Raw genomic sequence first — 23285 nt, forward strand, 5'->3', positions numbered from 1 at the left:
GGCGGAAAGCGCGGCCCGCTAGACGGCCTTGTCCAGCACGCCCTTGGCCATGCGCTTGAGGTTGTCCGCGAGCTCCACGATTTCGTCCTCGGGGATCTTGCGGATCACCTTGCGGCTCTGGGCGTCCACCACCTCCACCTGGAAGGTGCCGTCGCCGTCCACGAGCTTGAAGTTGAGGTCCACTCCCTTGTCCTTGAAGTATTCCTGGGCCTGGCCGAGGATCTTCCCGGCCTTCTCGCGGTCCAGCCCCTTCTGTTCCTGGCCGGACGAAGGGCGTTCCTGGGTCTCGGGCACAACCCGCGGCTGGTCGTCCCGGGGCGGGGCGGCCTTCACGGCGCGCTCCGCGTCCACGGTCTGAGCCATCGCCTCCTTGGGCAGTTCGGCGGTCTGTATGTTCATGGTCCACCCCTCCCTGGATGAAGCCACCAATGAAAGCTGGCCTGATACGTCACTGGTCATATCGGCCTTCAGGGGCTAGGACTTTAGGGCGCGCGGAAATTTCCCGGCAATCGCCCGGCGCGCCCCATTCTTGACTTGGCCGGAGTTTTCATAAACAGTCCTGGCCCACTATTTCGCCAGCGCGGAGTCACACGTGAAACCAGCCCCGTCGTCCGTATCCTTCCCCAAACTGGAGGAAGAGGTCCTCGCTTTCTGGACCGAAGACCGCACCTTCTGGAAGTCCCTGGAAAAAACCAAGAACGGCAAGCCCTACGTCTTCTACGACGGCCCGCCCTTCGCCACGGGCCTGCCCCATTACGGCCACATCCTCACCTCCTACGTGAAGGACACCGTGCCGCGCTATTTCACCATGCGCGGCCGCTTCGTGGACCGCACCTGGGGCTGGGACTGCCACGGCCTGCCCATCGAGTACGAGGTGGAGAAGAAGCTGGCCATCTCGGGCAAGGCCGAGATCCAGGAGTACGGCATCGGCAAGTTCAACCAGAAGTGCCGCGACATCGTGCTGGGCTACGCCGGGGAGTGGGAGAAGGCCGTGGGCCGCATCGGCCGCTGGGTGGATTTCTCCCGCCAGTACAAGACAATGGACCTGACCTTCATGGAGAGCGTGCTCTGGGTGTTCTCCGAGTTCTACAAAAAGGGCCTGGTCTACGAGAGCCCGCGCGTGGTGGCCTACTGCAACCGCTGCATGACCCCGCTCTCCAACTTCGAGACCGGCCTGGACGACTCCTTCCGCGAGCGCGACGACATGGCCATCACCGTGCGCCTGCGCGAGGCGGCCGACCCCTCCCGGTCGTTTTTGGCCTGGACCACCACTCCCTGGACCCTGCCCTCCAACCTGGCCCTGGCCGTGGGCCCGGACATCGACTACGCCCTGGTGCGCGTGGCCGAGGGCGACTTCGTCTGGATCGCCAGGGAGCGCATGGAGGCCTTCAAGAAATTCCTGCCCGAGGACCCCCAGGTGCTGGAGGTGGTCAAGGGCTCCGAACTCGTCGGGCGCAAGTACCTGCCGCTCTTCGACTACGCCCGCACGGACGCCAGCCACGTGGTGCTGGAAGGCTCCTTCGTGGACACCTCCATGGGCACGGGCGTCGTGCACATGGCCCCGGCCTTCGGCGAGGACGACTACAACCTCTGCACCTCCAAGGGCATCGAGCTCTTCGACCCGGTGGACCACCAGGGCCGCTTTACCGACGCCGCCCCCGACTGGAAGGGCATGACTGTCTTCGAGGCCAACAAGCACATCGCCCGCAGGCTGCGCGACGAGGGCGCGCTCTTCGCCCAGGAGAACTACCGCCACAAGTACCCGCACTGCTGGCGCTGCGACCAGCCGCTGATCTACAGGGCCATCTCCAGCTGGTACGTGAAGGTGGCCGACAACCGCGACAAGCTGCTCTCAAGCAACGAGGCCATCAACTGGGTGCCCGCGCACATCGGCACGGGCCGCTTCAAGAACTGGATCGCGGACGCGCGCGACTGGTCCGTGTCGCGCAACCGCTTCTGGGGCACGCCCATCCCGGTCTGGAAGTGCTCCTCCTGCGGCGCGCACGAGGTGCCGGGGTCGCTCGCCGAACTCGAAGCCAAGACGGGGGCCAAGGTCGAGGACCTGCACCGCCCCTTCTGCGACGAGCTGGCCTGGGCCTGCTCCCGCGAGGGCTGCCAGGGGACCATGCAGCGCGTGCCCGAGGTGTTCGATTGCTGGTTCGAGTCCGGGGCCATGCCCTACGGCCAGGCGCACTACCCCTTCGAGAACAAGGAGTGGTTCGACGCCAACTACCCGGCCAGCTTCATCGTGGAGTACATCGCCCAGACGCGCGGCTGGTTCTACACCCTGCTGGTGGAAGGCGCGCTTTTGAAGAACCAGGCTCCGTTCACCAACTGCATCTGCCACGGCGTGGTGCTGGCGGAAGATGGGCGCAAGATGTCCAAGCGCCTGAAGAACTTCCCCGACCCCATGGAGGTGGTGAACAAGTACGGCTCGGACGCCCTGCGCATCTATCTCCTGTCCTCCCCCGTGGTGCGCGGCCTGGACATCCGCTTCGCGGAGCGCGACGTGGAGGACGCCGTGCGGCGCTACCTCATCCCGTTCTGGAACGTGTTCCACTTCTTCACGTCCTACGCGGCCCTTGCCAAGGGCTACGAACCCAGGCGCGTGGAAACGGCCGAGGTTCTGGCGGACAGGCACGTGCTGGCCGAGCTCGAGGAGCTGCGCAAGTCCGTGGAGGGCTCCATCGAGGCTTACGACCTGCCGCGCTGCTACCAGGCCATCCTGGAGTTCGTGGACACCCTGTCCGGCTGGTACGTGCGCCTGAACCGCCCCCGGTTCTGGACCGACACCGTCACCGAGGACGCCCGCCAGGCCTTCGACACCCTCTACACGGTGCTGGTGGAGGCCTCGCGCATCTTCGCGCCCTTCATCCCCTTCGCCATGGACCACATCCACAGGCACCTGACCGGCGTCTCCGTGCACCTGTCCGACTGGCCCGAAGCCGTGCCCGGGCGCGAGGACGCGAAGCTCACCGAGGAGATCGCCATCGTGCGCCGGATCATCGAGTGCGGCCGCAGCGTGCGCGAGAAGGTGCGCATCAACCTGCGCCAGCCCCTCTCGGCCATCCTGGTGGCGGGCGTGGACAAGGACCGCGTGGAGCCCTACCGGGCGCTCATCGAGGAGCAGGTGAACGTCAAGGCCGTCACCTACCCCGAGAACCCGGGCCAGTTCGCCAGGCGCACCGTGCAGCTGGACGCCAAGAAGCTCGGGCCCCTGCTCAAGGGGGCTTTCGGCCCGACCCTGGCCGCCGTGAAGGCCGGGAACTACGAGATCGGCGCGGACGGGGCCCTCACCGCAGCCGGGACCCGCGTGGAGCCGGGCGACTACGCCGTGGCCTGGGAGGGCCTGAGCGAGGACGTGGGCGTTGCCGCCGACAAGGGCGTGGTGGCCGGGCTCGCGCTCGCCGTCACCCCGGAGCTCAAGCGCGAGGGCGCGGCGCGCACCTTGAACCGCCTGATCCAGGACCAGCGCAAGAAGCTGAACCTGGCTTACGACCAGCGCATCCGCCTGGGCATCGAGGCCGGCGGGATCTGGAAGGAGGCCCTGGACGCCCACCTGGGCTGGCTGACCGAGCAGTGCCTGGCCGAGCGGGTGGAGTGGAAGGCCGTTGCCCCGCAGGTCGAGGTGGACGACGAGAACGGTTCGCTCAAGGTGGAGGTGGTTGGGATTTCGTGGGAAGAGCAATATTGGTCAAATCAGGATGAAGTTGAGGAGCAACAACAGGTGATTGTGCAGAAACTATAAGAAAACTCCGGGGGATCTGATCCCAACCGCACGATGACTGGAATGTAATGAAGCCCGCCCGGGGATGCCCGGGCGGGCTTCTCTATTCATATCAACGAAGTTGCGACAGCAAGTATCCGCTGGTGCAAGTTAAAACATGTTCTGCTGGTGTTTGGCCCTGGACATTTCGAATCATCATGGTACTGCTCCCGCAAAGTTTCAAATGGAAGGAACAGGAATCCGAGTGGAGGCTGGCAATGGACGAACTTGAAGCAAAGATCGCGTTCATGGTGTCTGTATTGCCTTTCGCAAAACTCATCGAGCAAACAACGGGGCTTACCGCGCGTTTCCCCATGGCCCAGGTGGCCCTGGAAACAGGCTGGGGGCAGCGCATCCTCAAGGATACCAACAACCTCTTCAACATCAAGGCGACGGAGGGCTGGCAAGGCAGGCGGCTGGTTTTCTACGTGCCCGAATACGTGGGCGGCAAACGCGTCTACAGCTACGAGCCGTTCCGGGCCTACCCCACCGTGGCCGAGAGCTTCGACGACTGGCTCGAGCTCATGCAGACCTCGAGGTACAAAGCGATTTTCGCCCCGGAGGTCAGGGACGACGTGAGGCGCATAGCCGAGTTGGTGGCCAAGGCGGGCTACGCCACCGATCCCAGGTATGCCGACCTCCTCGCGGGGGTCGCAACGGGGCCGACCATGGAAAAGGTGTTCGCCCGAAACGACGCCCTGGAAGAGGAGGCCAGGAGAATCGACCACCGGGCCATGGCCTTGATCTGAGCACATGCGGTGAGGGTTGCCCATCCGTTCGCGTTTCCGGCGGGCTGTTTTGGGCGTTCGACAGCCATGACACTGAACAAGGAGTGTCAACAAGACCAGGAGGACTTTATGGGTATGTTGATCCGCAGCTACAATGAAGTCCGTTCAATCATGAAGCCCGGCGATGTGATCGCATTCAGCGGCAAAGGTGGTTTTTCGGATCTGATCAAGAATTTCACCAGGTCCAATGTCTCCCATGTCGGCGTGATCATGCAGACGAACAGCCCCCTGGAGGGGAAAGACGACGATTTCGACAACCTGATAATCGAGTCGACATCCATGGACGGGTTCAGCGGCGTGGTGCGCAGCAGGCTGAGCAAGCGCGTGGACAGCTACAGCGGGGACATGTGGCACCTGCCCCTGCGCAAGGATTTCAGCGGGGACAAGGACATGCTGAGCGCGTTCTACTCGTTTCTGCGCGAGCAGGAGGGCAGGCTCTACGACACCATCCAGGCCATCAAGTCCGCCCTGGACATCTTCGACTTCGTGCACGGCCCCGGCTACAACCACGAGGACTTCAGCCGCTTCTTCTGCTCGGAGCTCGCCACGGCCGCGCTGGAGGCCGCCAAGGTGTTCGCGGGGGTGAACGTCAACTCGAGCGAGGTCACGCCCATCGACCTGTGCCGGATGAGCATCTTCGCCGACGACTACCACCTGATCAAGTTCCTCACCGGGGACTGCGAAGGCAGGCCCGAGGAGAAGACCATCCGCCGCTACAACTCGCTCGATCCCGCCGGTTGGGCAAACTAGGAGTGCACCGGCAGGCGCGGGCTGCAAGCGCGCCGTCCGCCTGGGAGCAGGGAGGGCGGCCGCGGGATTCGCGGGCACGCGGTGCCCCGCCGCCCGGGGTCAGCGCTTCGTCATCACGGGCAATTCTTCCCCTCGCGATTGGGAGATGATCTGATCGCTCACGTCACTGGAAATCAGGATCACCGGATTCTTCGGGTTGGCGATGGGCACGATCTTGAGTTTGTTTGCCGGGTCGTAGTAGCCGTCCCATTTCTTGCCGCTTTTGTATGTGAGCACAATCTTTTCGAGATGATTGAGCTTGTTCGCGAAGGACGGGTACGCGGGGTTGTCGGGAGAGATGGAGAGGGTGTCCACCATCCCCGATTTCCTGTCGATATAATAGAGGACCCCGGGTAGATTGTTGGACTTGTAGCAGTCGATCTGTTCGTCCAGCTTCTGCTTGAAGGTCGCCACTGCCTGGAGCTTCTTGGTGTCCGTCCAAGTCAGTTCAAACGCCGTGTTCTTGTCCAGGGTCATGTCGGCGGAGAATGCCGTGGACGTAAACAGTAAGCAGGCAACGAGGAAAGTGGCGGAAATGATCTTGTGCATTGTCGGTTTTGTCTCCGTTGTGTTCGGTGTTTCTATCAGATTTGTTTGCTATGGAGATCGCGTCTTCCAATGTTCTTCTTGCTTGGCTGGATTCAGCGTTCATGAACATAGGCAGGGCGCCATGATTGACTTCAAATCGCGGATGTTGAAAGGGGAGGAACACGAAAACAAGGGAGGGGAAAAGGAGATGCTTGCGCGCCAACAGCGGGAGAATCCAGCCGATTCGAGAAGAGGCAGCGAGGCTGGCCCCCAGGCATCCGGCCGCTGCCTGGAGGGAGAGGCAAGCGGGAGGCGTCTTTGCGGACCGTGCCTGGGGCTTAGGCGCGGCCGCGTTGCCAGCCCAGCCGCCCGGTGTTGCGCTTTGCCGTCCGCTGGCCTACAAGCCGTCGATGGTCATGGATTGATGCCGCCTCCTTCCGCCGGGAGCTTGCGACCGCGGAAGGGGGCGTTTTCACGGGACCCGGACGTCCTGGCGCGTCTGGCCCGGGCATGGAGAATTCCGGCCGGAGCTTTGTGAGAATCGCCGCCCCAATGGTGCACAACGTCATCAATTTCCTGCGGGAGACCCTCCGGAGCAGGCGCATCGTCCTCGAGCTGGCGCGCGAGGACTTCAGGTCCCGGTACCTGGGGTCCTACCTCGGCATCGTCTGGGCCTTCGTCAATCCCCTGGCGGTCATCTGCGTCTTCTGGTTCGTCTTCGACATGGGCTTCAAGGCCCAGCCCATGGCCGGGGTGCCCTTCGTGCTCTGGCTCGTCAGCGGCATCGTGCCGTGGTTCTTCTTCCACGATTCCTGGTCCTCGGCCAACGGCTCCATTCTCGAGAGCAGGTACCTCGTCTCCAAGGTGGTGTTCCGGGTGAGCCTGCTGCCCATGGTCAAGATCGCCTCGGCCCTGGCCGTGCACGCCTTCCTCGTGCTGGTGACCGTGGCGTTCTTCTGGTTGCGCGGGCACCCGCCGCACCTGGCCTACCTGCAGATACCCTACTACACCCTGGCCATGATCGCGCTCCTCCTGGGGCTTTCCTGGCTCACCTCGTCGCTCACGGTCTTCATCCGCGACCTGGGCCAGGCCCTGAGCCTGGTTTTGCAGCTGCTGTTCTGGCTGACGCCCATCCTGTGGTCCCCGGAGATGCTTCCGGAACGCTTCCGGGGCTTCATCCGCCTGAACCCGGTCTGCTACATCGTGGAGGGCTACCGCGACAGCTTCATCTCCCACGGGTGGTTCTGGGACGACCCGGCCATGATGGCCTACTACTGGAGCGTGACCGGGTGCGTGCTCCTTCTCGGGGCCTACACCTTCATGCGCCTGCGGCCGCACTTCGCGGACGTGATCTGAGATGAGCGGATACGCCGTCGTCGCCGAGGACCTGGTCAAGGTCTACCGCCTGTACGCGCGGCCCTCGGACAGGATCAAGGAGTCCTTCCACCCGCTGCGCAGGCGCTACCACACCCCGTTTCGCGCCCTGGACGGCGTGAGCCTCACGATCCGGGCGGGCGAAACTTTCGGCATCGTGGGCAAGAACGGCTCGGGCAAGTCCACGCTGCTCAAGATCCTCACGGGCACGCTCACGCCCACGTCCGGCAGGCTGAGCGTCGCGGGGCGGGTGGCCGCGCTCCTGGAACTGGGGGCGGGGTTCAACCCGGAGATGACCGGGATCGAGAACATCTTCTTCAGCGGCACGATCATGGGCTTCACCCGCAGGGAGATGGAGGCCAAGCTCGAGCGGATCGTGGACTTCGCCGACATCGGGGACTTCATCCACCAGCCCGCCAAGCTCTATTCCAGCGGCATGTTCGCCCGCCTGGCCTTCGCCGTGAACACCGCCGTGGAGCCGGACGTCTTCATCGTGGACGAGGCCCTGGCCGTGGGGGACGCCGCCTTCGTGCAGCGCTGCATGGTGCGCTTCCGGGACATGCAGAAGCGGGGCGCGACGATCATCCTGGTCACCCACGACGCGTCCATGGTCAGGCAGTTGTGCGGCCGGGCGCTGTGGCTCGAGCGCGGCAGGATACGGATGCTCGGGGACGCGCTCTCAGTGACCGAGGCGTACACCATGGAGGTCCACGGCGTGGAGCCGGGCCGCGCCGGAGCCCGGGGCCAGGCCTCGCCGGGCGCCGCCGGGGGGAAGCCGGAGGAAGCGCGCCAGCCCCTGCCCATGCCCAAGGTCGACCGGCGCGCCGGGGACCAGAAGGTCTCCATCGTCGGCCTGGAGCTTTGCGACGCCCACGAAAAGCCTGCGGACTCGCTGCCCAACGACAGCTGGGCCGTGCTGCGCGTGGCCGTCAGGAACAACTCGGCCCCAAGCGGCGCGCCCCTGGCCGTGGGCTATCTCGTCCGCAACCGGCTGGGCGTGGACGTCGCCAGCTCCGACAACATCTGCACCGGGCAGGAACTGGGCAGCTTGGAGCCCGGGGAAACGGCGACGTTCCGGGTGTCCGTGAAGGTGCCGCTCCTGTATCCCCAGAGCTACAGCATCTCGCCGAGCGCCGGGTACCTGGGCGAGGACGGCAACTGGGTCATGAGCGACTTCATTGAAAACGCGATATGCTTCGATATCACGTCCGCGCTGAAGATAAACATCCAGATGAGTTTCGAGTCCGATTTCAGCAGGGAATCATGAAACGGCCATATACCGTATATATTGACGTGGTGAACAGGTGCAACCTGCGTTGTCCGAGTTGCCCGCGTGGTGATCCCAGGTATGCCGCTTCCACTGACGACAGGAAGTTGAAATTCATCGAGCCGGAAAAGCTGCACCGGATACTCTCCGCGATCTCGAGCCAGTGCACGGTGGAGCGCGTGGCGCTCTACAACTGGGCCGAGCCGCTGCTCCACCCGGAGCTGCCCGGCCTGGTCGCCCGCGTCAAGGAACTCGGGCTCATGTGCGACGTGAGCAGCAACCTGAACGCCGGGCGCGACATCCCCGGGCTCGTGGCGGCGGCTCCGAGCACCGTGTTCGCCTCGCTGTCCGGCTGGACCCAGGAAACCTACGGCGGATTCCACCGGGGCGGGCGCATCGAAGTGGTGAAGCGGAACCTGGAGGCTGTCGCCGCCGAACTGCGCAGGACAGGCTCGGACACCCGCCTGGTCGTCTTGTATCACCAGTACCGCAACAACGCCCAGGAGTCGGAGGCTGTGCGGGAATACGCGGCCGGTCTGGGCGCGGAATTCCTGGCTTACCCCGCCTTTTTCGCGCCGGTGGAAAAGCTCCTGGACCTGGTCGGGGGCGGCTACGAGGCCACCCCGGAGGAGCGCCACGTCCTGGACAACCTGATCTATTCGCCGTTTCGCCTGCCGCAAGTCCCGCCCGCCGTGCGCGAGACGTTCTGCGCGCTGCAGGAGCAGTCGCTCTCGGTCGACGTTCACGGGCGCGTGTCGCTGTGCTGCGCCACGTTCACGGACGGATTCGTGGTCGGCGACGTCCTGGAGGATTCGCTCGAGGAGATCCAGGCCCGGCGCGACAGGCACCCGTACTGCTCGCGCTGCAAGGCCGTGAGCGCCAACATGTTCTACACCAGGATGGAAAAGCTCATGGAAGTCCCCTGCGCCAGGCAGGGGTGAAGAAGGCACCGGGGGCGTCAGCGGGACAGGGCCGCCTCAAGCCACGGCCAGCGTGGTTCCAGAGGCCCTGGCCGCGTCGGCGCGCAGCATGTCCCTGGCCCTGGCGTAGGCCGTGAGGCCGCGCCGCCAGGCCGGGTCCGGGTGGCTGGACGCCTGGGAGGACTGCCCGGCCTGGGCCGAACCGCTCCACGGCGTGTCGTAAAGCATCTGGCGCAGCCGCTCGCGGTCCATCTCCGTGGCGAATTCCTGGCCGCGCGTGTCGCGGCCGCTCTGCTTCGCCTTCTCGTCCGGGTCCACCGTCACCTTTTTGGAGGTGTAGTCCAGCCCGAACCCGCCGATGCGGATGCCGAAGGAGCGCGTGACGACACGTGCCTTGAGGGCCTCGAAAGCCTGTTCGCGGGAAGCCTGCCCGATGGCGGGGGATGCTTCCATGGACGTCTCTCCTGGGCCGGGGGCCCGGTGCGGCTGCCTTGCCGTTACGCGCGCGGAGCGCGGTTCCCGTCCATGGAAACCGTGTGGGGTGCGAAAAAAATAAGCCAGCGGCGGGGAATTGGCAAGAGGAAGGGCAAATCCATTCCTCATGCGAATCCCGTGCCGGGAACATTCTGCCCACTTGCCGGAAACGCCCCGTGCGGCTACAATCCACGGTTGATACGCCTGCCAGCCATTCCCCATTCTTCCCGGAGGACAGATGCCCGCCAAGATTCTCAAGAAAAGAAGGCTCATACCGGGCCAGACAAGCGAACTGACGCTCGACGCCTCCCACGTCGCGCGAAAGGCCAAGCCCGGCAACTTCGTCATCCTGCGCGTGTCCGAAAAGGGCGAGCGCATCCCCCTGACCATTGCCGACACCGACCCCGAGGCCGGGACCATCACCATCGTCTACCTGGTGGTGGGCAAGTCCACGGCCGAGCTCGAAACCCTGGAGGAGGGCGACTCCATCCTCGACCTCTGCGGCCCCCTGGGCAAGCCCACGCACATCGAGCCCTGCGGCACGGTGGTCTGCGTGGGCGGCGGCACGGGCATCGCGGCCATGCACCACATCGCCAAGGGCCACAAGGCCGCTGGCAACAAGGTGGTCGCCGTGATCGGTTCGCGCTGCGAGGACCTGCTGCTCTTCAAGGAGGAGCTCTCCATGTTCGCCGACGAGGTGGTGGTGACCACCAACGACGGCTCCTGCGGCATGAAGGGCTTCGTCACCGACGGGCTGCGCCAGGTGCTGGACCGGGGCGAGCCCGTGGGCGAGGTGGTGGCCGTGGGCCCCGTGCCCATGATGGAGGCCGTGGCCAACCTGACCCGCCCCTACGGCGTGAAGACCACCGTGAGCCTGAACTCGATCATGATCGACGGCATCGGCATGTGCGGAGCCTGCCGCGTCACCGTGGGCGGCGAGGTGAAGTTCGCCTGCGTGGACGGCCCCGAGTTCGACGGGCACCAGGTCGATTTCGCGCGCATGCGCCAGCGCCTCGTGGCTTTCAAGCCCCAGGAGGAGATCTCCTGGGCCGAGTTCAGGAGGCGTCATGGACAGGAAGGCTAGCAAGCTCAGGCCCCGCACGCCCATGCCCGAGCAGCCCGCGGCCGAGCGGGTGCGCAACTTCACCGAGGTGGCCCTGGGCTACGCCATGGAGCAGGCCAGGCAGGAGGCCGCGCGCTGCCTGCAGTGCAAGAAGCCCCTGTGCGAGGCCGGTTGCCCCGTGGAGGTGCCCATCAAGGCCTTCATCGCCCGCCTGGCCGAGGGCGACGTGGAAGGGGCCTACCGCGCCATCCGCGTCACCAACTCGCTGCCCGCCGTGTGCGGCCGGGTCTGCCCCCAGGAGGTGCAGTGCGAGGGCGCGTGCGTGCTGGCCAAGAAGGGCCAGGCCGTGTGCATCGGCCGCCTGGAGCGCTTCGCGGCCGACGAGTATGCGGCCCTGAGCGCCTGCGAGCAACTCACCGGCACCAAGGCCTGCCCCATGATCCGCGAGGACCTGAAGGTCGCCTGCATCGGCGCGGGTCCGGCCAGCCTGACCGTGGCCGGGTACCTCTCCACCCTGGGGATCAAGGTGCACGTGTTCGAGGCCCTGCACGAGCCGGGCGGGGTGCTCGTCTACGGCATCCCCGAGTTCCGCCTGCCCAAGGAGATCGTCAGGCGCGAGGTGCAGGCCATGACCGAAAACGGCGTGGAGTTCCACCTCAACTGGGTTGGCGGGCGCACCGTGACCATCGAGGACCTCTTCGCCGACGGCTTCAAGGCCGTGTTCATCGGCGTGGGAGCTGGCCTGCCGCGCTTCCTGAACGTGCCCGGCGAGGACCTCTCCGGCGTGTTCTCGGCCAACGAATACCTCTCCCGGACCAACCTCGGCCGGGCCTACGCCTTCCCCGAGTACGACACCCCGCCCTTCCCGGGCAGGCACGTGGCCGTGGTGGGCGGCGGCAACGTGGCCATGGACGCTGCGCGCACCGCCATGCGCATGGGCGCCGAGAAGGTCAGCCTGGTCTACCGGCGCACCAAGAACGAGATGCCCTGCCGCCTGGAAGAGCTCGAGCACGCCATCGAGGAGGGCCTGCACCTGGAGGTGCTGACCAACCCCGTGGAATTCACGGGCGACGAGACCGGCAGGCTCACCGGCGTGCGCCTGGAGCGCATGAAGCTTGGCGAGCCCGACGAAAAGGGCCGCTGCGCGCCGAACTGCACGGGCGAATACTTCGACATCCCCTGCGACCTGGCCGTGATCGCCGTGGGCACCGGGCCCAACCCCCTGCTCCTGGAGGCCACTCCCGGGCTCGACCGCAACCGCCGGGGCTACATCGCCGTGAACGAGGCCACGGGCGAGACCAGCATCCCGAACGTGTTCGCGGGCGGCGACATCGTCACGGGCGCGGCCACGGTGATCCTGGCCATGGGCGCGGGCAGGCGCGCGGCCAAGGAGATCGCCGGGCGGCTCCTCGGCGGTGAAGCCCAGGCGCCCGGAAACTGATCGCGCAAAACGCGCCACAAACGGACAATCGGCCCCAGCCCTTGGTTTCCAAGTGCTGGGGCCGCTTTCTGTTTCACGTGTCACAGATTCTCTTGTCGCCCGTCACAGGAATGTAATATGTGACTCCTAGGGTCCGCATGCTGCCGGCAGGCAAGCCCGGCGCATCCACGAAACCCCCTTGGAGGCTTGAAAATGAAAAAAATCAGCGCGTTTTTCCTCGCTCTCATGCTGACCGCCAGCTGGGCCTTCGCCGACACCAGCATCCGCATCGACGGCTCCACCACCGTGCTCCCGGCCATGCAGAAGATCGTCGAGGCCTACATGAAGGCCACCCCGGGCGTGAGCATCACCGTGTCCGGCGGCGGCTCCGGCAACGGCATCAAGGCCATCATCGACGGCACCACCGACGTGGCCATGTCCTCGCGCGAGATGAAGGACAAGGAACTCGCCGCAGCCAAGGAGAAGGGCCGCCCCGTGAAGCCCATGGAGATCGCCATGGACGCCCTGGCCCCCATCGTCAACCCGGCCAACCCCGTGACCGACCTGACCGCCGCCCAGCTCCAGGGCATCTTCGCGGGCAAGATCAAGAACTGGAAGGAAGTGGGCGGCGAGGACCGCGAGATCGTGGTCATCTCCCGCGACACCTCCTCCGGCACCTACGAGGCCTGGCAGGAACTGATCATGAAGGGCGAGAAGGTCACCCCGGCCGCCCTGCTCCAGGCTTCCTCCGGCGCGGTGCTCCAGGTCGTGAGCAAGAACAAGAACGCCATCGCCTACGACGGCTACGCCTACGTGAACAGCAGCGTGAAGGCCCTGAAGGTGGGCGGCGTGGCCGGCAGCGAGAAGACCGTGGCCGACAAGACCTACCCCGTGTCGCGCCCCCTGTTCATCATCGTGCCCGACTCCGCCTCGGCCGAGGTGAAGAAGTTCGTGGACTACATCATGGCCCCGGCCAACGGCCAGAAGATCATCGCCGAAGTCGGCTACTTCCCGGTGAAGAAATAGCATCACGCCTCACCACGCGGGCCCCCTCCCACCGGAGGGGGCCCGTTTTCAGGAGCCTGCCGTGGCCATGAGCCGAAAACTCAAGGACGACCTGATCCGCTTTTTCTTTCTCATGACGGCGCTCACGTCCATCGTGTCGCTGAGCCTGATCATGATCTACCTTTTCCTGGAGGGCGCGCCCATCTTCCGGCACGTGTCCGTGAAGGACTTCCTCTTTGGGAGCTTCTGGTACCCCACCTTCGACCCGCCCGAGTTCGGAATCTTCCCGCTCATCGTCGCCTCCGTGGCCGTGACGCTCCTCTCCTCCGTGATCGCCATCCCGCTCGGCGTCATGACCGCCGTGTACCTGGCCGAGATCGCCGGGCCCAGGACGCGCGGCGTGTTCAAGCCCGTGGTCGAGCTTTTGGCCGCGCTGCCCTCGGTGGTCATCGGCTTCTTCGGCATGGTGGTGGTGGCCCCCTTCCTGCTGGACACCTTCGACCTGGCCACGGGCCTCAACCTCTTCAACGCCAGCCTGATGCTCGCGTTCATGTCCGTGCCCACCATCTGCTCCGTGTCCGAGGACGCCATCTACGCCGTGCCCCGCGAGCTCAAGGAGGCCTCTCTGGCGCTGGGCGCCACCCACTGGGACACCATCCGCAGGGTCATCCTGCCCGCCTCGCTCTCGGGCGTGTCCACGGCCGTGATCCTCGGCATGTCCCGGGCCATTGGCGAGACCATGGTCGTGCTCATGGTGGCGGGCGGCGCGGCCATGATCCCCACGTCGATCTTCTCGCCCGTGCGGCCCATGCCGTCCTCCATCGCGGCGGAAATGGCCGAGGCCCCCTTCCGCTCGGACCACTACCACGCGCTCTTCGCCATCGGCGTGGTGCTCTTCCTGTTCACCCTGGTCTTCAACATCATCGCCCAGCACATCGCCGAGAAGCACAAGCAGGTCGGCGCGGCCACCCTCTAGGAGACACGGGCCATGCGTATCGACGAAAAGCTCCTCAGACGCCGCAGGCGGACCCAGAGCGTGATGTGGACCGTGTTCAGGGGCGCGTCCCTGGTGAACGCCGCCGCCCTCGGCGTGATCTGCCTGTTTCTCTTCTACAACGGCCTGCCCGCCATCAGCTGGGAGTTTTTGACCCAGCCGCCGCGCGACTCCATGACCGCGGGCGGCATCATGCCCTGCATCGTGGGTACCGTGCTCCTCTCCCTGGGCTCCATGGTGGTCGCCTTCCCCCTGGGCGTGTGCTCGGCCATCTACCTCAACGAGTACGCCAAGCCCGGCAAGACCGTGCGGCTCATACGCCTGGGCATCGCCAACCTGGCGGGCGTGCCCTCCGTGGTCTTCGGCCTCTTCGGCCTGGCCTTCTTCGTCACCTTCTTCGGCATGGGCGTGAGCATCATCTCCGGCGTGCTCACCCTGACCATCCTGATCCTGCCCGTGATCATCGGCACGGCCGAGGAGGCGCTCAAGTCCGTGCCCAACACCTATCGCGAGGCTTCCTTGGGCCTCGGGGCCACCAAATGGCAGACCATCCGCCTGGTGGTGCTCCCGGCGGCCCTGCCGGGCATGCTCACGGGCGCGATCCTCGGGCTTTCTCGCGCGGCAGGAGAGACAGCGGCCATCATGTTCACGGCCTCGGTGTTCTTCGCGCCCAAGCTGCCCAAATCCATCTTTTCCGACGTCATGGCCCTGCCGTACCACATCTACGTGCTGGCCACGGCAGGCACCGAGATCGAGAAGACGAGGCCGTTGCAGTACGGCACCGCCCTGGTGCTCATCGCCCTGGTGCTCGGCATGAACCTGGTGGCCATCCTGCTGCGCGCCAGGCTCCAGAAGAAGCACTAGGCCGCAGGCTCACCCGTCCACGTCGAAGGCCCCCTGATCCGTGCATGCACGGATCAGGGGGCCTTCGGTATTGCCGGTGAAAGGCGCGAAGCCATCGCCGGGTCCAGGGCGGAGCCATATACGGGTCGAGGGCGGAGCCCTCGTCTTGCTCCTACATCGGCAGCCTCGGCGCGAACACGCCGCGTCCGGCCAGTTGCACAGGCCCCTCGCAGGCCAGAGCCTTCGTCTCGTCCGAGGCCATGGAGTCGATCAGCTGCTTGAGCTCGCTTGACTGCGAGGCCAGGTAGGAGATGGCCTCGGCGGTCTGGTCCACCCCGTGCGACGTTTCGCGGGCGATCTCGCTTACCTCGCCCACGGCCGCGTTCACCTGCTGGTGCGCGGCGGACTGCTCCTCTGCGGCCGAGGCGATCACGCGTACTTGGTCGGCCGTGGCCGCCGTGAACTCGACGATGCGCGCAAGCGCCTCGCCGGAGCGCTTCACCAGTTCGTTGGCGTGGCCGATGGCCTCGAAGGAGCGTTCGGTGCCGTCGATGTTCTCGCGGGTGCCCCGCTGGATGTCGTCCACGCTCTGGGAGACCTCGCGCGTGGCCTGCATGGTCTTTTCGGCCAGTTTGCGCACCTCGTCGGCCACCACGGCGAAGCCGCGCCCGGCGTCGCCCGCGCGGGCGGCCTCGATGGCCGCGTTCAGGGCCAGGAGGTTGGTCTGGTCCGCTATGTCCTCGATGACGCCGATGATGCGCCCGATGGCCGTGGCCTTGCCGCCGAGGCCGTGCATGCCCTGCTGGTGATCGCGCGAGAGCGCGTAGACCTTGCCGATGGATTCGATGCACTGGTCCACCACTTTCGAGCCCTCGCGCGCCTGGGACTGCGCCGCGTCCGAGCTGGCTGCGGCCTCGCCCGCCACCCGGGCCACCTCGCCCAGGGTGGCGTTCATCTCCTCCATGGCCTGCGAGGTCTCGGAGAGCCTGGCGGTCTGGTGCAACGCGCCCTCGCGGATGCTCTCCACCTGTCCGGAAAGCTCCTCCGACCCCTGGGACACGTGCAGGGCGATCAGGTTGGCCTGTTCGGCCACGCGGATGATCTGCTCGTGCTGGCCCCGGATCAGGGCCTCCTGGTGGCGGACCTCGGTCAGGTCGGTGAAGAGGGTGAAGACGCCGAGCGTCGCGCCGTCCAGGTCGCGCAGGGGCGCGGCGTCCTGGCGCACGGTGAAGGCCCGGCCGCGCGCCCCGCACCCGGGCGCCTCGAGGTTGCGGGCCAGGGTGCTGCCGTCGGCGCAACGCGCCGGGGCCTCGGCCAGGGCCTCGTTGCCCCTGAAGAAGGCGGAGGCCTCGACGCCCAGGTGGCGCTCGCGCGGTCCGTCCATTTCAAGCAGGTCCAGGAGCGGGTCGTTGACGAAGCTGACCCGGCCGTCCGTGCCCGTGACCAGGCAGGGCACGGTCATGCCCTCGAGGATGCCCTGGGCGAAGCCGAGCTTGTTCTTGAGCTCCCCGACCATGCGCGAGAGCCCCGTGCTGAGAACGGCCATTTCGGCCTTGAAGCGCCCCTCGAGCCTTGCGTTCAGGTCGCCTTCGGCCACCTGGTCCAGGAAGGCGCGCAGGCTGTCGATGGGCTTGACGATCTCCCGGCGCAGGAAGGCCACCGAGCACAAGAGGATGACCGCCGCAGTCACCGCGCCCAGCACCAGGCTCGCGCGCGTGAGCATGCTCACGGCCGCGAAGGCCTCGGACTCGTCCACCACCGTGACCAGCGCCCAGGTGGTGTCTCCGGCCTTGACCGGCGCGAAGGCGGCCAGCACGGGCCTGCCCGCCGCGTCCTCGGTGAGCGCGCTGCCCGTGTGCCCGGCCAGGGCCCGGGCCACGGCCGGGATGTCCATCCGTCCCTCCTTGGGGTTGGCGAAGGATGCGGCCACGCTGTGGGTCTCGGGCCGGACGCGGCTATCCGAGCGCATGAGCCTGTCCGAGCCCACCAGGAAGCTCTCCCCGGAGCCCTCCTTGTCCGCGCCGGAGGTCAGGATCGGGGCCAGGTCCTGGGGCGTCAGGCGCAGGATGGCCACGCCGTCCACGCCGCCCACGTGGTTGCGCACCGGGCTGGCCACGAAGGCCGCCGGAGCGCCTGACAGGGGCGCGTAGGGCGCGAAGTCCTCGAACACGGTGGCGCCCTTCACGGCCCTGGCCCAGGCGCGGCCGAGGCCCGAATCCTTGAGCGGCCCGGCGGCCAGGTCCTCGCCGAGCTCCAGGCCTCTCTTGGCCGAATAGATCACCCGGCCGTAGTCGTCCGCGAGGATGGCGTCCTCGTAGCCCAGCACCTTCACGAAGGGCTGGAACGCGGGCGACACGAACTGGAGCATCTCCACGTATTCCGGGTCCTTCACGTCGTTGCGCACCCCGGGCCTGGACTTGCCCATGAACACGTCGCGCAGCATGGCGATGCTGTTGTAGACCTCCTTCACCGAGGCGTAGATGCGCACCTCGGCCATCCACTTTTCCACCAGTTGCGCAAGGGCCTGGCGCCTGGAGTCGCGCACGGATTCGAGCTGGCCGAAGGCCTGCTGCGAGAAGCTGCCCGAGGCCTGGCGCACGCTGTACACGCCCATCACGGCCAGGGGCAGGATGCCTATCACCAGGCAGAAGGCGATCAGTTTCGAGCGCAGGCTGAGTTCGATTTTCATGGGGTACTCCTTGGGAAAGACAAGGAGCCGATAGCGCCTCCGGGTTGCGGCCAGGTGCGCGAAACGTGACAATCCCGTGATGGGCGTGTTATCGCTTGGGCGCCGGGGACACCGGAAAGAGGAGGAGAGAGCGATTCGATTCGAACATGCGGGCGGGGCGCGCAACGCGCCGTCACACGCGCCGCAACCCGGTCATGGTTTCGTCATACGATGGGGATAGCTTCTTGACGCCGCGCGCGGCGGCCAGAACGACCCTAAAGGAAGGCCCAATGACCCTTGAAGGATCGAGCAAACGAAAGAACTACGTCATCGACACCAACGTCCTCATCGAAAACCCCAACTCGGTGCTCGCGCTAAGAAACGGCAACGAAAACAACATCTTCATCCCCTACCACGTGCTCATGGAGCTGGAGACGCTCAAGAACACGCCCAAGCTTCGCCACATCGTCTCCAAGGTCATCTCGAACCTCATCGAGAACCGCGACAAGATCACCTTCATCAGAAACGGCGTCTCCGACTCCCCCTTCACCAACATCGTCGACAACTTCATCCTGCGCGAGATCGAGTCCGCCACCGACATCCAGGACCCCATCCTCGTCACCAACGACCGGCTCCTCCAGCTCCAGGCCTCGCTCAGGAACATCAAGAGCGAGGAGCTGCGCGACTCCAAGCCCTTCGAGTCCGAGTCGCAGCGCTACACCGGTTTCGTGGACGAGGACGGCGAGGCCCCGCCGAACAGCTTCCTCTGGCGCGACGGCAAGCCCGTGATGCTCGGCCCCGACGGCGAGAAGACCATCGGCTACGTCAACGACGTCTGGAACCTGAAGCCCCGCACGGTCTATCAGAACCTGGCCCTGGAGCTCATCGTCTCCGAGCACGTGGACCTGGTCTCCATCCAGAGCGAGGCCGGGTTCGGCAAGACCTACCTGGCCCTGGCCACGGCCCTGTACATGGTGCTCGAGCGCAAGCTCCACGACAAGATCTACGTGGTGAAGCCCACCATCGAGATCGGGGCCAAGCTCGGCTACCTGCCCGGCGACATCGCCGAGAAGATGGAGCCCTACGTCAAGTACATCTTCGACCTGTTGGTCAAGCTGCACCGCCAGCGCCCGGCCAACAAGGTCTTCGTCAACCCCAACGACGAGACCCTGCGCGTCAACGTGAAGAAGTTCGAGGTGCTGCCGCTCAACTACGTGCGCGGCATGAACATCGAGAACGCCTTCGTGATCATCGACGAGGCCCAGAACCTCTCGCGCACCGAGGTGCGCGCGCTGCTCACGCGCATGGGCGAGGGCGTGAAATGCGTGTGCCTGGGCGACACCTCCCAGGTGGACAACCCCTACCTCAACGAGGCCAACAACGGGCTCAACTGGATCGTCAGGAAGTTCAAGGGATTCCCCAACTACGGGCACATCGTGCTCAAGGGCGACCGCTCGCGCGGCCCCATCACGGACATGGTGCTGAAAAGCAAGCTGTAAGGGCGGGGAGATAAGAATCTAAGATGCCTCCGCGGCCGGAGGGAGAAGCCTCCCTCCGGAGCCCGGCCGTGGGCTTCGCGACGGCGGCGGGGGCCTTGATCCGGGGGCCGGGCCTCAGCCGGCCAGGAGCCCGCGGGGGGCCTCGAGCCCGGCGTCGTGGGCGCTCTCGCGGCCGGAGGCGATGGCCACGCGGTTTCGCCCGGCGTGCTTGGCGGCGTACAGGGCCTGGTCGGCCTGGGCCAGAAGGCTCGCCGGGGTGGCGGCCTGGCCCGGGACGAACGCGGCCACGCCGATGGAGACGGTCAGCGGGATGACTCGCCCGGCGTAGCGGAGCTCCGAGGAGCCGAGCCGCCGCCTGAGCCGCTCCGCCAGCATCCAGGCCTGGGACTGGCCCGTGTGCGGCAGGATCATGGCGAACTCCTCGCCGCCGTAGCGCGCCAGGAAGTCCGTGGAGCGAAGCCCGGATTCCAGCGCCTGGGCGGCGTGCCTGAGCGCCGCGTCGCCTGCCAGGTGGCCGTGGGTGTCGTTGACCTTCTTGAAGTGGTCCAGGTCCGCCATGAGCAGCGCGAAGCCTTCCTTGTGGCGCATGTGCCGCTTCAGCTCGTGGTCCAGGCGGGCGTCAAGGCTCCGGCGGTTGTAGAGCCCGGTGAGGCCGTCGCGGTCCGCGCGGCGCTTCAGGCGCAGGTATTCGAGCGCGTTCTTGAGGCACGGCGCGAGCTGGAGCACGGCCTCGCGGGCCATCTCCTGCTCGTGCCTGCCCAGGTCGCGGTGGATGAGCACGCTTAGGCACCCGAAGGCCTGGCCGTCCAGGCGCAGGGGCACCAGGAGCGCCCGGCCGGGCTCGGCTGGAGCGGCAGCGCCGTCCCCGGGCACGCCGTGGTCGCGGTAGGAGCGCGAGCCCTGCCCGCGCAGCCTGGCCGCCAGGTCCAGCAGGTAGTCCACGCGCGCGGCCCTGGCGCTTCCCTCCAGGGATTCGGGCAGGAAAATCTCGGCCTCGGGGGAGCCGTTCCAGAACACGCCCAGCACTTCGGACACGGGGAAGGCCAGGCCCAGGTCCTCGCGCAGGTTGGAGAGCATGGGCGCCATCTCCAGGGTGGACATGCCCCGGGCCAGCACGTGCTGGAAGAAGGCCAGGCGGCCGTTCTCGCGCACCATCTGCTCGTGCTCGCGCTGGGCCTCGGCCAGGATGCGCGCGATCTCCTCGGCGAAGGTGGCGGATTCGCGGGCCGTGCCCAGGGCCGCGTTGACCCTGGCCTTGGAGAGCGGCGGGGACAGGCAGGCCAGGAACCCCCCGGCGAGCACCTCGGCGGGCGGGGCCTCGCCCAAAGCCGCCGTGACCAGCACCTTGCGCGCCTTGGCCAGCCACGGGGGCACGGAGCCCTCCAGCGCCCGCCAGCTGGGCACGTCGATGAACACGGCCAGGGGGTCGGCCCTGTCGTGCTCGGACTGCCCGGGCAGGTCCCGAAGATCGAAGCGCGCCACTTCCTGGGCGTCGCCCACGGCCTGGCGGATGCGCTTGGCCGGAGGACCGGCCAGGCCCACCAGCCACACCGGGCGGGGACGCCTTGCGCTCTTGCGCGGGGTGGATCTGGGTGCTCTGGTTTTCATCACCGGAAAATAAGCAAGTTTGATGCCGGGTATTTTTTGCCTCATGCGCGCGGGGCGGTAACCGGTTCGTCACTCTGCGGGCGTAAAGGGGATTTGCCTCCCGGCGGGAAGGTGTTACCTCAATGTTCTCTTCTATCTCTCCCGGGAGGATGAAAGCATGAGCTCGGCGAACAAATACAAGTCGGAGTCGATCATAGAGCGCACCGCGCTGTCGGCGTGGCTGCGCGAGCTGGCCGACGCGGTGGACTCCTGCGAGCTGCCCTCGCAGGCCGGGCCCGTGGCCCTGGAGGGCTTCAGGAGCCTGAAGGTCTCGGTGAGGCAGGCCTACGGCGGCGGGTTCGCGGTCAAGGTCGGCGTGAAGTTCCCCCGGCCCGCCGGGCTGGACCCCCTGGCCGAAGACGAGGAGCACGACGACGAGGAATACGGCGAGGGCGCGCTTCCAAAGTACAAGTCGCTGAAAAAACACATGAAACAGACTTTCAGGGCCATCGGCGAGGCCCTGGCCGCGAACCAGCTGCCCCCGGAGCTGGAGGCCGCGAGCTTCGTGGCCGACTCCAGGCTCATGGTCAGCTACCCGGGCAAGGGCGACGAGTTCTACGCCGCCTACCTCGAGAAGATCGAGGCCTTCGCTGCCGCCCTGGCCGCCAAGGATCTGGAACCCCTCAAGGCCCTTCACCAGGAGCTCAGCCAGCTCAAGCGGGACTGCCACTCCCGTTACGCCTAGGAGCTCAGCCATGCCTTCGAAACCCATGGAAATCCTGCGCCCAGGCGCCAAGGCCTGCGCCGAGATCGACCTGAAGGCCATTCCCCGCGACATCACCGACTGGGACCTCGAGACCTTCCTGGCCCTGACCTGCGCGGGCATCACCCCGGAGCAGGCTCAGGCCGTGCGCAACCCCCGCTCCGTCTTCCGCAGGCAGGAGTACGTCCTGGCCGTGCACTGGCACCCCGAGCACGTGCCCATGGACATGATCAGGGAGCGCCTGGAGGCCATGTACCCGGGGCGCAAGGACGAACTGATCATCCCCACCCAGCACAACCAGATCCTCACCTGGGGCGATTACGCGGGAGTGGAGGTGGACTGCTACTCCCACGGCTTCAACCGCAAGGTGCAGCTGCTCATGCACCTGCGCGCCGACCGCCTGGACAAGGCCGGAGTGCTCTCGAACATGCTCAAGCACACGTTCAAGTACCGCTCCTCGCAGCTCTTCGAGTACCTGGACGCCCTGTGCGAGCCCGAGTGGAGCGACCGCCGCCACGAGGCCGCGGCCAAGGCCGGGTCCGACGAGGAGGTGGTGGAGTTCACGGCCATCCACGCGTGCAGGCTCAAGAGGCTTCTTGTGCAGAACGAGAGCCGCACGCCCCAGGACGCCATCAAGAACAAGCTCGTGCGCAACTACCTGGACTGCCTGCGCGAATTCTTCGACGCCCGCTTCATCAACAAGGTGCAGGTCTACGCCAAGGCCGTGAAGGAGCTCGTCAAGGACCAGTTCTCCCTGACCTACTTCTACAGGGCCTCGGAGGTCATCGAGGAGGCCCGCTCCCTGGGCGCGGGCGTGGTCATCCCCCACCCCGAGCAGTTCTGGCCGATACTTTTGCGCAACTACGACGTGGACGGCATCGAGGTCTGGAACCCCCAGTCGCAGCAGTACACCGAGTTCCTCATCAACGTGGTGCTGGACCAGAACAGGCGCGGCTACCACCGCGACCGGCCCATGCTCATCTTCATGGGCGACGACTGCCACATGAGCGAGAAGCTCAAGCTTCCGGGCGAGCAGGACGCGGAAAAGGCCGCTCGCGAGGTGGGCCTTCAGCCCGCCTGGGACGACCTGGGCATCTCCAAGGGGCTCATCATGGCAGGGGTGAGCCGCAAGACCGTCATGGACGAATACCGGGCCAGGCTGGATCATCCGGCGTAAAGCCCGACGGCCCGCCCGGGCCAAGCAGGACTTAGGAGCATCATCCCATGGACAAGCCGGAAATGAAGGACCAGCCCGCCACCGAGGGCAAGTTCAGCTACGAGTCCGTGCAGGACGCCAAGACCCTGGAGCAGTACCTGCGCGCCCTTACCGAGGGCTTCGCCCAGGGCCGGATGCGGTTCTCCCGCAAGGATCTGGAGCTTGAGCTCCACCCCTCGGGGCTCATCGGCTTCGTGGTGGAGGCCAAGGCCAAGGAAGGGCGCATGAAGCTCAACCTCAAGTTCTCCTGGCGCGAAAACGTGGAGACCAGGGAGCAGGAGAACGACGTCTTCACCATCACACCGGGGGGAGAGGGCTAGC

20 protein-coding genes are annotated in these 23285 nt (G+C 66.2%); 15 read left to right on the top strand and 5 right to left on the bottom strand.

Annotated features, from left to right (window positions below; all coding sequences use genetic code 11):
• Positions 1–18: 18 nt before the first annotated feature.
• Positions 19–399: a flagellar protein FlaG gene (locus tag ACZ5V4_RS10670; RefSeq protein WP_464314840.1), complete on the bottom strand. Its 381-nt coding sequence runs from the start codon at positions 397–399 to the stop codon at positions 19–21.
• Between the two features lie 193 nt (positions 400–592).
• On the opposite strand from ACZ5V4_RS10670, the gene ileS reads away from it, so the two are divergent.
• The 3 genes from ileS to ACZ5V4_RS10685 all read left to right on the top strand — a co-directional run bounded on the left by ileS (position 593) and on the right by ACZ5V4_RS10685 (position 5304).
• The gene (gene ileS, locus ACZ5V4_RS10675; protein ID WP_464314841.1) at positions 593–3748 is read left to right on the top strand and encodes an isoleucine--tRNA ligase; all 3156 of its coding nucleotides are present in this window, start codon (positions 593–595) and stop codon (positions 3746–3748) included.
• Positions 3749–3984: 236 nt separating this feature from the next.
• On the top strand, positions 3985–4515 hold the full coding sequence (locus ACZ5V4_RS10680; RefSeq protein WP_464314842.1) for a glycoside hydrolase family 73 protein: 531 nt from the start codon (positions 3985–3987) through the stop codon (positions 4513–4515).
• A gap of 249 nt (positions 4516–4764) precedes the next feature.
• Positions 4765–5304: a hypothetical protein gene (locus ACZ5V4_RS10685; protein ID WP_464314843.1), complete on the top strand. Its 540-nt coding sequence runs from the start codon at positions 4765–4767 to the stop codon at positions 5302–5304.
• A 99-nt stretch (positions 5305–5403) separates the two neighbouring features.
• Here ACZ5V4_RS10685 and ACZ5V4_RS10690 read toward each other — a convergent pair whose 3' ends face one another.
• Positions 5404–5892 carry a hypothetical protein gene (locus ACZ5V4_RS10690; protein WP_464314844.1) on the bottom strand — a complete coding sequence of 163 codons (489 nt, stop codon included), beginning with the start codon at positions 5890–5892 and terminating at the stop codon, positions 5404–5406.
• 531 nt (positions 5893–6423) lie between these two features.
• Between ACZ5V4_RS10690 and ACZ5V4_RS10695 the strand changes: the two genes are divergently transcribed.
• From ACZ5V4_RS10695 to ACZ5V4_RS10705, 3 genes are all read left to right on the top strand, one after another.
• Entirely contained in the window at positions 6424–7227 is an 804-nt protein-coding gene (locus ACZ5V4_RS10695) for an ABC transporter permease (protein ID WP_464314845.1), read from the top strand.
• Position 7228: 1 nt separating this feature from the next.
• The gene (locus tag ACZ5V4_RS10700) at positions 7229–8512 is read left to right on the top strand and encodes an ABC transporter ATP-binding protein (RefSeq protein ID WP_464314846.1); all 1284 of its coding nucleotides are present in this window, start codon (positions 7229–7231) and stop codon (positions 8510–8512) included.
• A 107-nt stretch (positions 8513–8619) separates the two neighbouring features.
• Positions 8620–9453, top strand: a complete 834-nt coding sequence (locus ACZ5V4_RS10705) for a radical SAM/SPASM domain-containing protein (RefSeq protein ID WP_464314847.1) — start codon at positions 8620–8622, stop codon at positions 9451–9453.
• 36 nt (positions 9454–9489) lie between these two features.
• On the opposite strand, the gene ACZ5V4_RS10710 is transcribed toward ACZ5V4_RS10705, so the two are convergent.
• Positions 9490–9885 carry a hypothetical protein gene (locus ACZ5V4_RS10710; protein WP_464314848.1) on the bottom strand — a complete coding sequence of 132 codons (396 nt, stop codon included), beginning with the start codon at positions 9883–9885 and terminating at the stop codon, positions 9490–9492.
• Between the two features lie 259 nt (positions 9886–10144).
• Between ACZ5V4_RS10710 and ACZ5V4_RS10715 the strand changes: the two genes are divergently transcribed.
• The 5 genes from ACZ5V4_RS10715 (at position 10145) to pstA (ending at position 15252) form a co-directional block, all read left to right on the top strand.
• Positions 10145–10990, top strand: a complete 846-nt coding sequence (locus ACZ5V4_RS10715) for a sulfide/dihydroorotate dehydrogenase-like FAD/NAD-binding protein (RefSeq protein ID WP_464314849.1) — start codon at positions 10145–10147, stop codon at positions 10988–10990.
• Positions 10974–12410 (top strand): NADPH-dependent glutamate synthase, encoded by a 1437-nt coding sequence (gltA, locus tag ACZ5V4_RS10720; protein ID WP_464314850.1) that lies wholly within the window; start codon positions 10974–10976, stop codon positions 12408–12410. Before ACZ5V4_RS10715 ends, gltA begins: the two co-directional genes overlap by 17 nt.
• A gap of 192 nt (positions 12411–12602) precedes the next feature.
• Positions 12603–13415, top strand: a complete 813-nt coding sequence (locus ACZ5V4_RS10725; protein WP_464314851.1) for a PstS family phosphate ABC transporter substrate-binding protein — start codon at positions 12603–12605, stop codon at positions 13413–13415.
• Positions 13416–13476: 61 nt separating this feature from the next.
• Positions 13477–14370: a phosphate ABC transporter permease subunit PstC gene (gene pstC, locus ACZ5V4_RS10730; RefSeq protein ID WP_464314852.1), complete on the top strand. Its 894-nt coding sequence runs from the start codon at positions 13477–13479 to the stop codon at positions 14368–14370.
• A gap of 12 nt (positions 14371–14382) precedes the next feature.
• Positions 14383–15252 carry a phosphate ABC transporter permease PstA gene (pstA, locus tag ACZ5V4_RS10735; RefSeq protein ID WP_464314853.1) on the top strand — a complete coding sequence of 290 codons (870 nt, stop codon included), beginning with the start codon at positions 14383–14385 and terminating at the stop codon, positions 15250–15252.
• A gap of 151 nt (positions 15253–15403) precedes the next feature.
• Here pstA and ACZ5V4_RS10740 read toward each other — a convergent pair whose 3' ends face one another.
• Positions 15404–17920 carry a methyl-accepting chemotaxis protein gene (locus tag ACZ5V4_RS10740; protein WP_464314854.1) on the bottom strand — a complete coding sequence of 839 codons (2517 nt, stop codon included), beginning with the start codon at positions 17918–17920 and terminating at the stop codon, positions 15404–15406.
• Positions 17921–18189: 269 nt separating this feature from the next.
• Here ACZ5V4_RS10740 and ACZ5V4_RS10745 point away from each other — a divergent pair, with 269 nt between their 5' ends.
• A complete protein-coding gene (locus ACZ5V4_RS10745; protein WP_464314855.1) occupies positions 18190–19398 on the top strand; it encodes a PhoH family protein in 1209 nt (402 codons plus the stop codon).
• A 114-nt stretch (positions 19399–19512) separates the two neighbouring features.
• Here the strand turns inward: ACZ5V4_RS10745 and ACZ5V4_RS10750 are convergent, their stop codons facing one another.
• Entirely contained in the window at positions 19513–21006 is a 1494-nt protein-coding gene (locus ACZ5V4_RS10750) for a GGDEF domain-containing protein (protein ID WP_464314856.1), read from the bottom strand.
• Positions 21007–21163: 157 nt separating this feature from the next.
• Here ACZ5V4_RS10750 and ACZ5V4_RS10755 point away from each other — a divergent pair, with 157 nt between their 5' ends.
• Genes ACZ5V4_RS10755 through ACZ5V4_RS10765 form a run of 3 tightly spaced genes read left to right on the top strand, consistent with a single transcriptional unit; the run spans position 21164 to position 23284 of the window.
• Positions 21164–21730: a GAK system XXXCH domain-containing protein gene (locus tag ACZ5V4_RS10755; protein ID WP_464314857.1), complete on the top strand. Its 567-nt coding sequence runs from the start codon at positions 21164–21166 to the stop codon at positions 21728–21730.
• A 10-nt stretch (positions 21731–21740) separates the two neighbouring features.
• A complete protein-coding gene (locus ACZ5V4_RS10760) occupies positions 21741–22925 on the top strand; it encodes a hypothetical protein (protein ID WP_464314858.1) in 1185 nt (394 codons plus the stop codon).
• A 47-nt stretch (positions 22926–22972) separates the two neighbouring features.
• Positions 22973–23284, top strand: coding sequence for an amphi-Trp domain-containing protein (locus tag ACZ5V4_RS10765; RefSeq protein WP_464314859.1), 312 nt, complete (start codon positions 22973–22975; stop codon positions 23282–23284).
• The last annotated feature ends 1 nt before the right edge of the window (position 23285 follow it).

This window comes from Fundidesulfovibrio sp. YSD1 (assembly GCF_055397115.1).

Bases quoted from the DNA above. Each gene is read 5' to 3' on its own strand.
- ACZ5V4_RS10750 (WP_464314856.1), bottom strand. From the start codon at position 21,006: ATGAAAACCAGAGCACCCAGATCCACCCCGCGCAAGAGCGCAAGGCGT.
- gltA (WP_464314850.1), top strand. From the start codon at position 10,974: ATGGACAGGAAGGCTAGCAAGCTCAGGCCCCGCACGCCCATGCCCGAG.
- ACZ5V4_RS10715 (WP_464314849.1), top strand. From the start codon at position 10,145: ATGCCCGCCAAGATTCTCAAGAAAAGAAGGCTCATACCGGGCCAGACA.
- ACZ5V4_RS10695 (WP_464314845.1), top strand. From the start codon at position 6,424: ATGGTGCACAACGTCATCAATTTCCTGCGGGAGACCCTCCGGAGCAGG.
- pstA (WP_464314853.1), top strand. From the start codon at position 14,383: ATGCGTATCGACGAAAAGCTCCTCAGACGCCGCAGGCGGACCCAGAGC.
- ACZ5V4_RS10725 (WP_464314851.1), top strand. From the start codon at position 12,603: ATGAAAAAAATCAGCGCGTTTTTCCTCGCTCTCATGCTGACCGCCAGC.
- ACZ5V4_RS10690 (WP_464314844.1), bottom strand. From the start codon at position 5,892: ATGCACAAGATCATTTCCGCCACTTTCCTCGTTGCCTGCTTACTGTTT.
- ACZ5V4_RS10740 (WP_464314854.1), bottom strand. From the start codon at position 17,920: ATGAAAATCGAACTCAGCCTGCGCTCGAAACTGATCGCCTTCTGCCTG.
- ACZ5V4_RS10680 (WP_464314842.1), top strand. From the start codon at position 3,985: ATGGACGAACTTGAAGCAAAGATCGCGTTCATGGTGTCTGTATTGCCT.
- ACZ5V4_RS10765 (WP_464314859.1), top strand. From the start codon at position 22,973: ATGGACAAGCCGGAAATGAAGGACCAGCCCGCCACCGAGGGCAAGTTC.
- ACZ5V4_RS10700 (WP_464314846.1), top strand. From the start codon at position 7,229: ATGAGCGGATACGCCGTCGTCGCCGAGGACCTGGTCAAGGTCTACCGC.
- ACZ5V4_RS10710 (WP_464314848.1), bottom strand. From the start codon at position 9,885: ATGGAAGCATCCCCCGCCATCGGGCAGGCTTCCCGCGAACAGGCTTTC.
- ACZ5V4_RS10745 (WP_464314855.1), top strand. From the start codon at position 18,190: ATGACCCTTGAAGGATCGAGCAAACGAAAGAACTACGTCATCGACACC.
- ACZ5V4_RS10685 (WP_464314843.1), top strand. From the start codon at position 4,765: ATGCAGACGAACAGCCCCCTGGAGGGGAAAGACGACGATTTCGACAAC.
- ACZ5V4_RS10760 (WP_464314858.1), top strand. From the start codon at position 21,741: ATGCCTTCGAAACCCATGGAAATCCTGCGCCCAGGCGCCAAGGCCTGC.
- ACZ5V4_RS10755 (WP_464314857.1), top strand. From the start codon at position 21,164: ATGAGCTCGGCGAACAAATACAAGTCGGAGTCGATCATAGAGCGCACC.
- ACZ5V4_RS10670 (WP_464314840.1), bottom strand. From the start codon at position 399: ATGAACATACAGACCGCCGAACTGCCCAAGGAGGCGATGGCTCAGACC.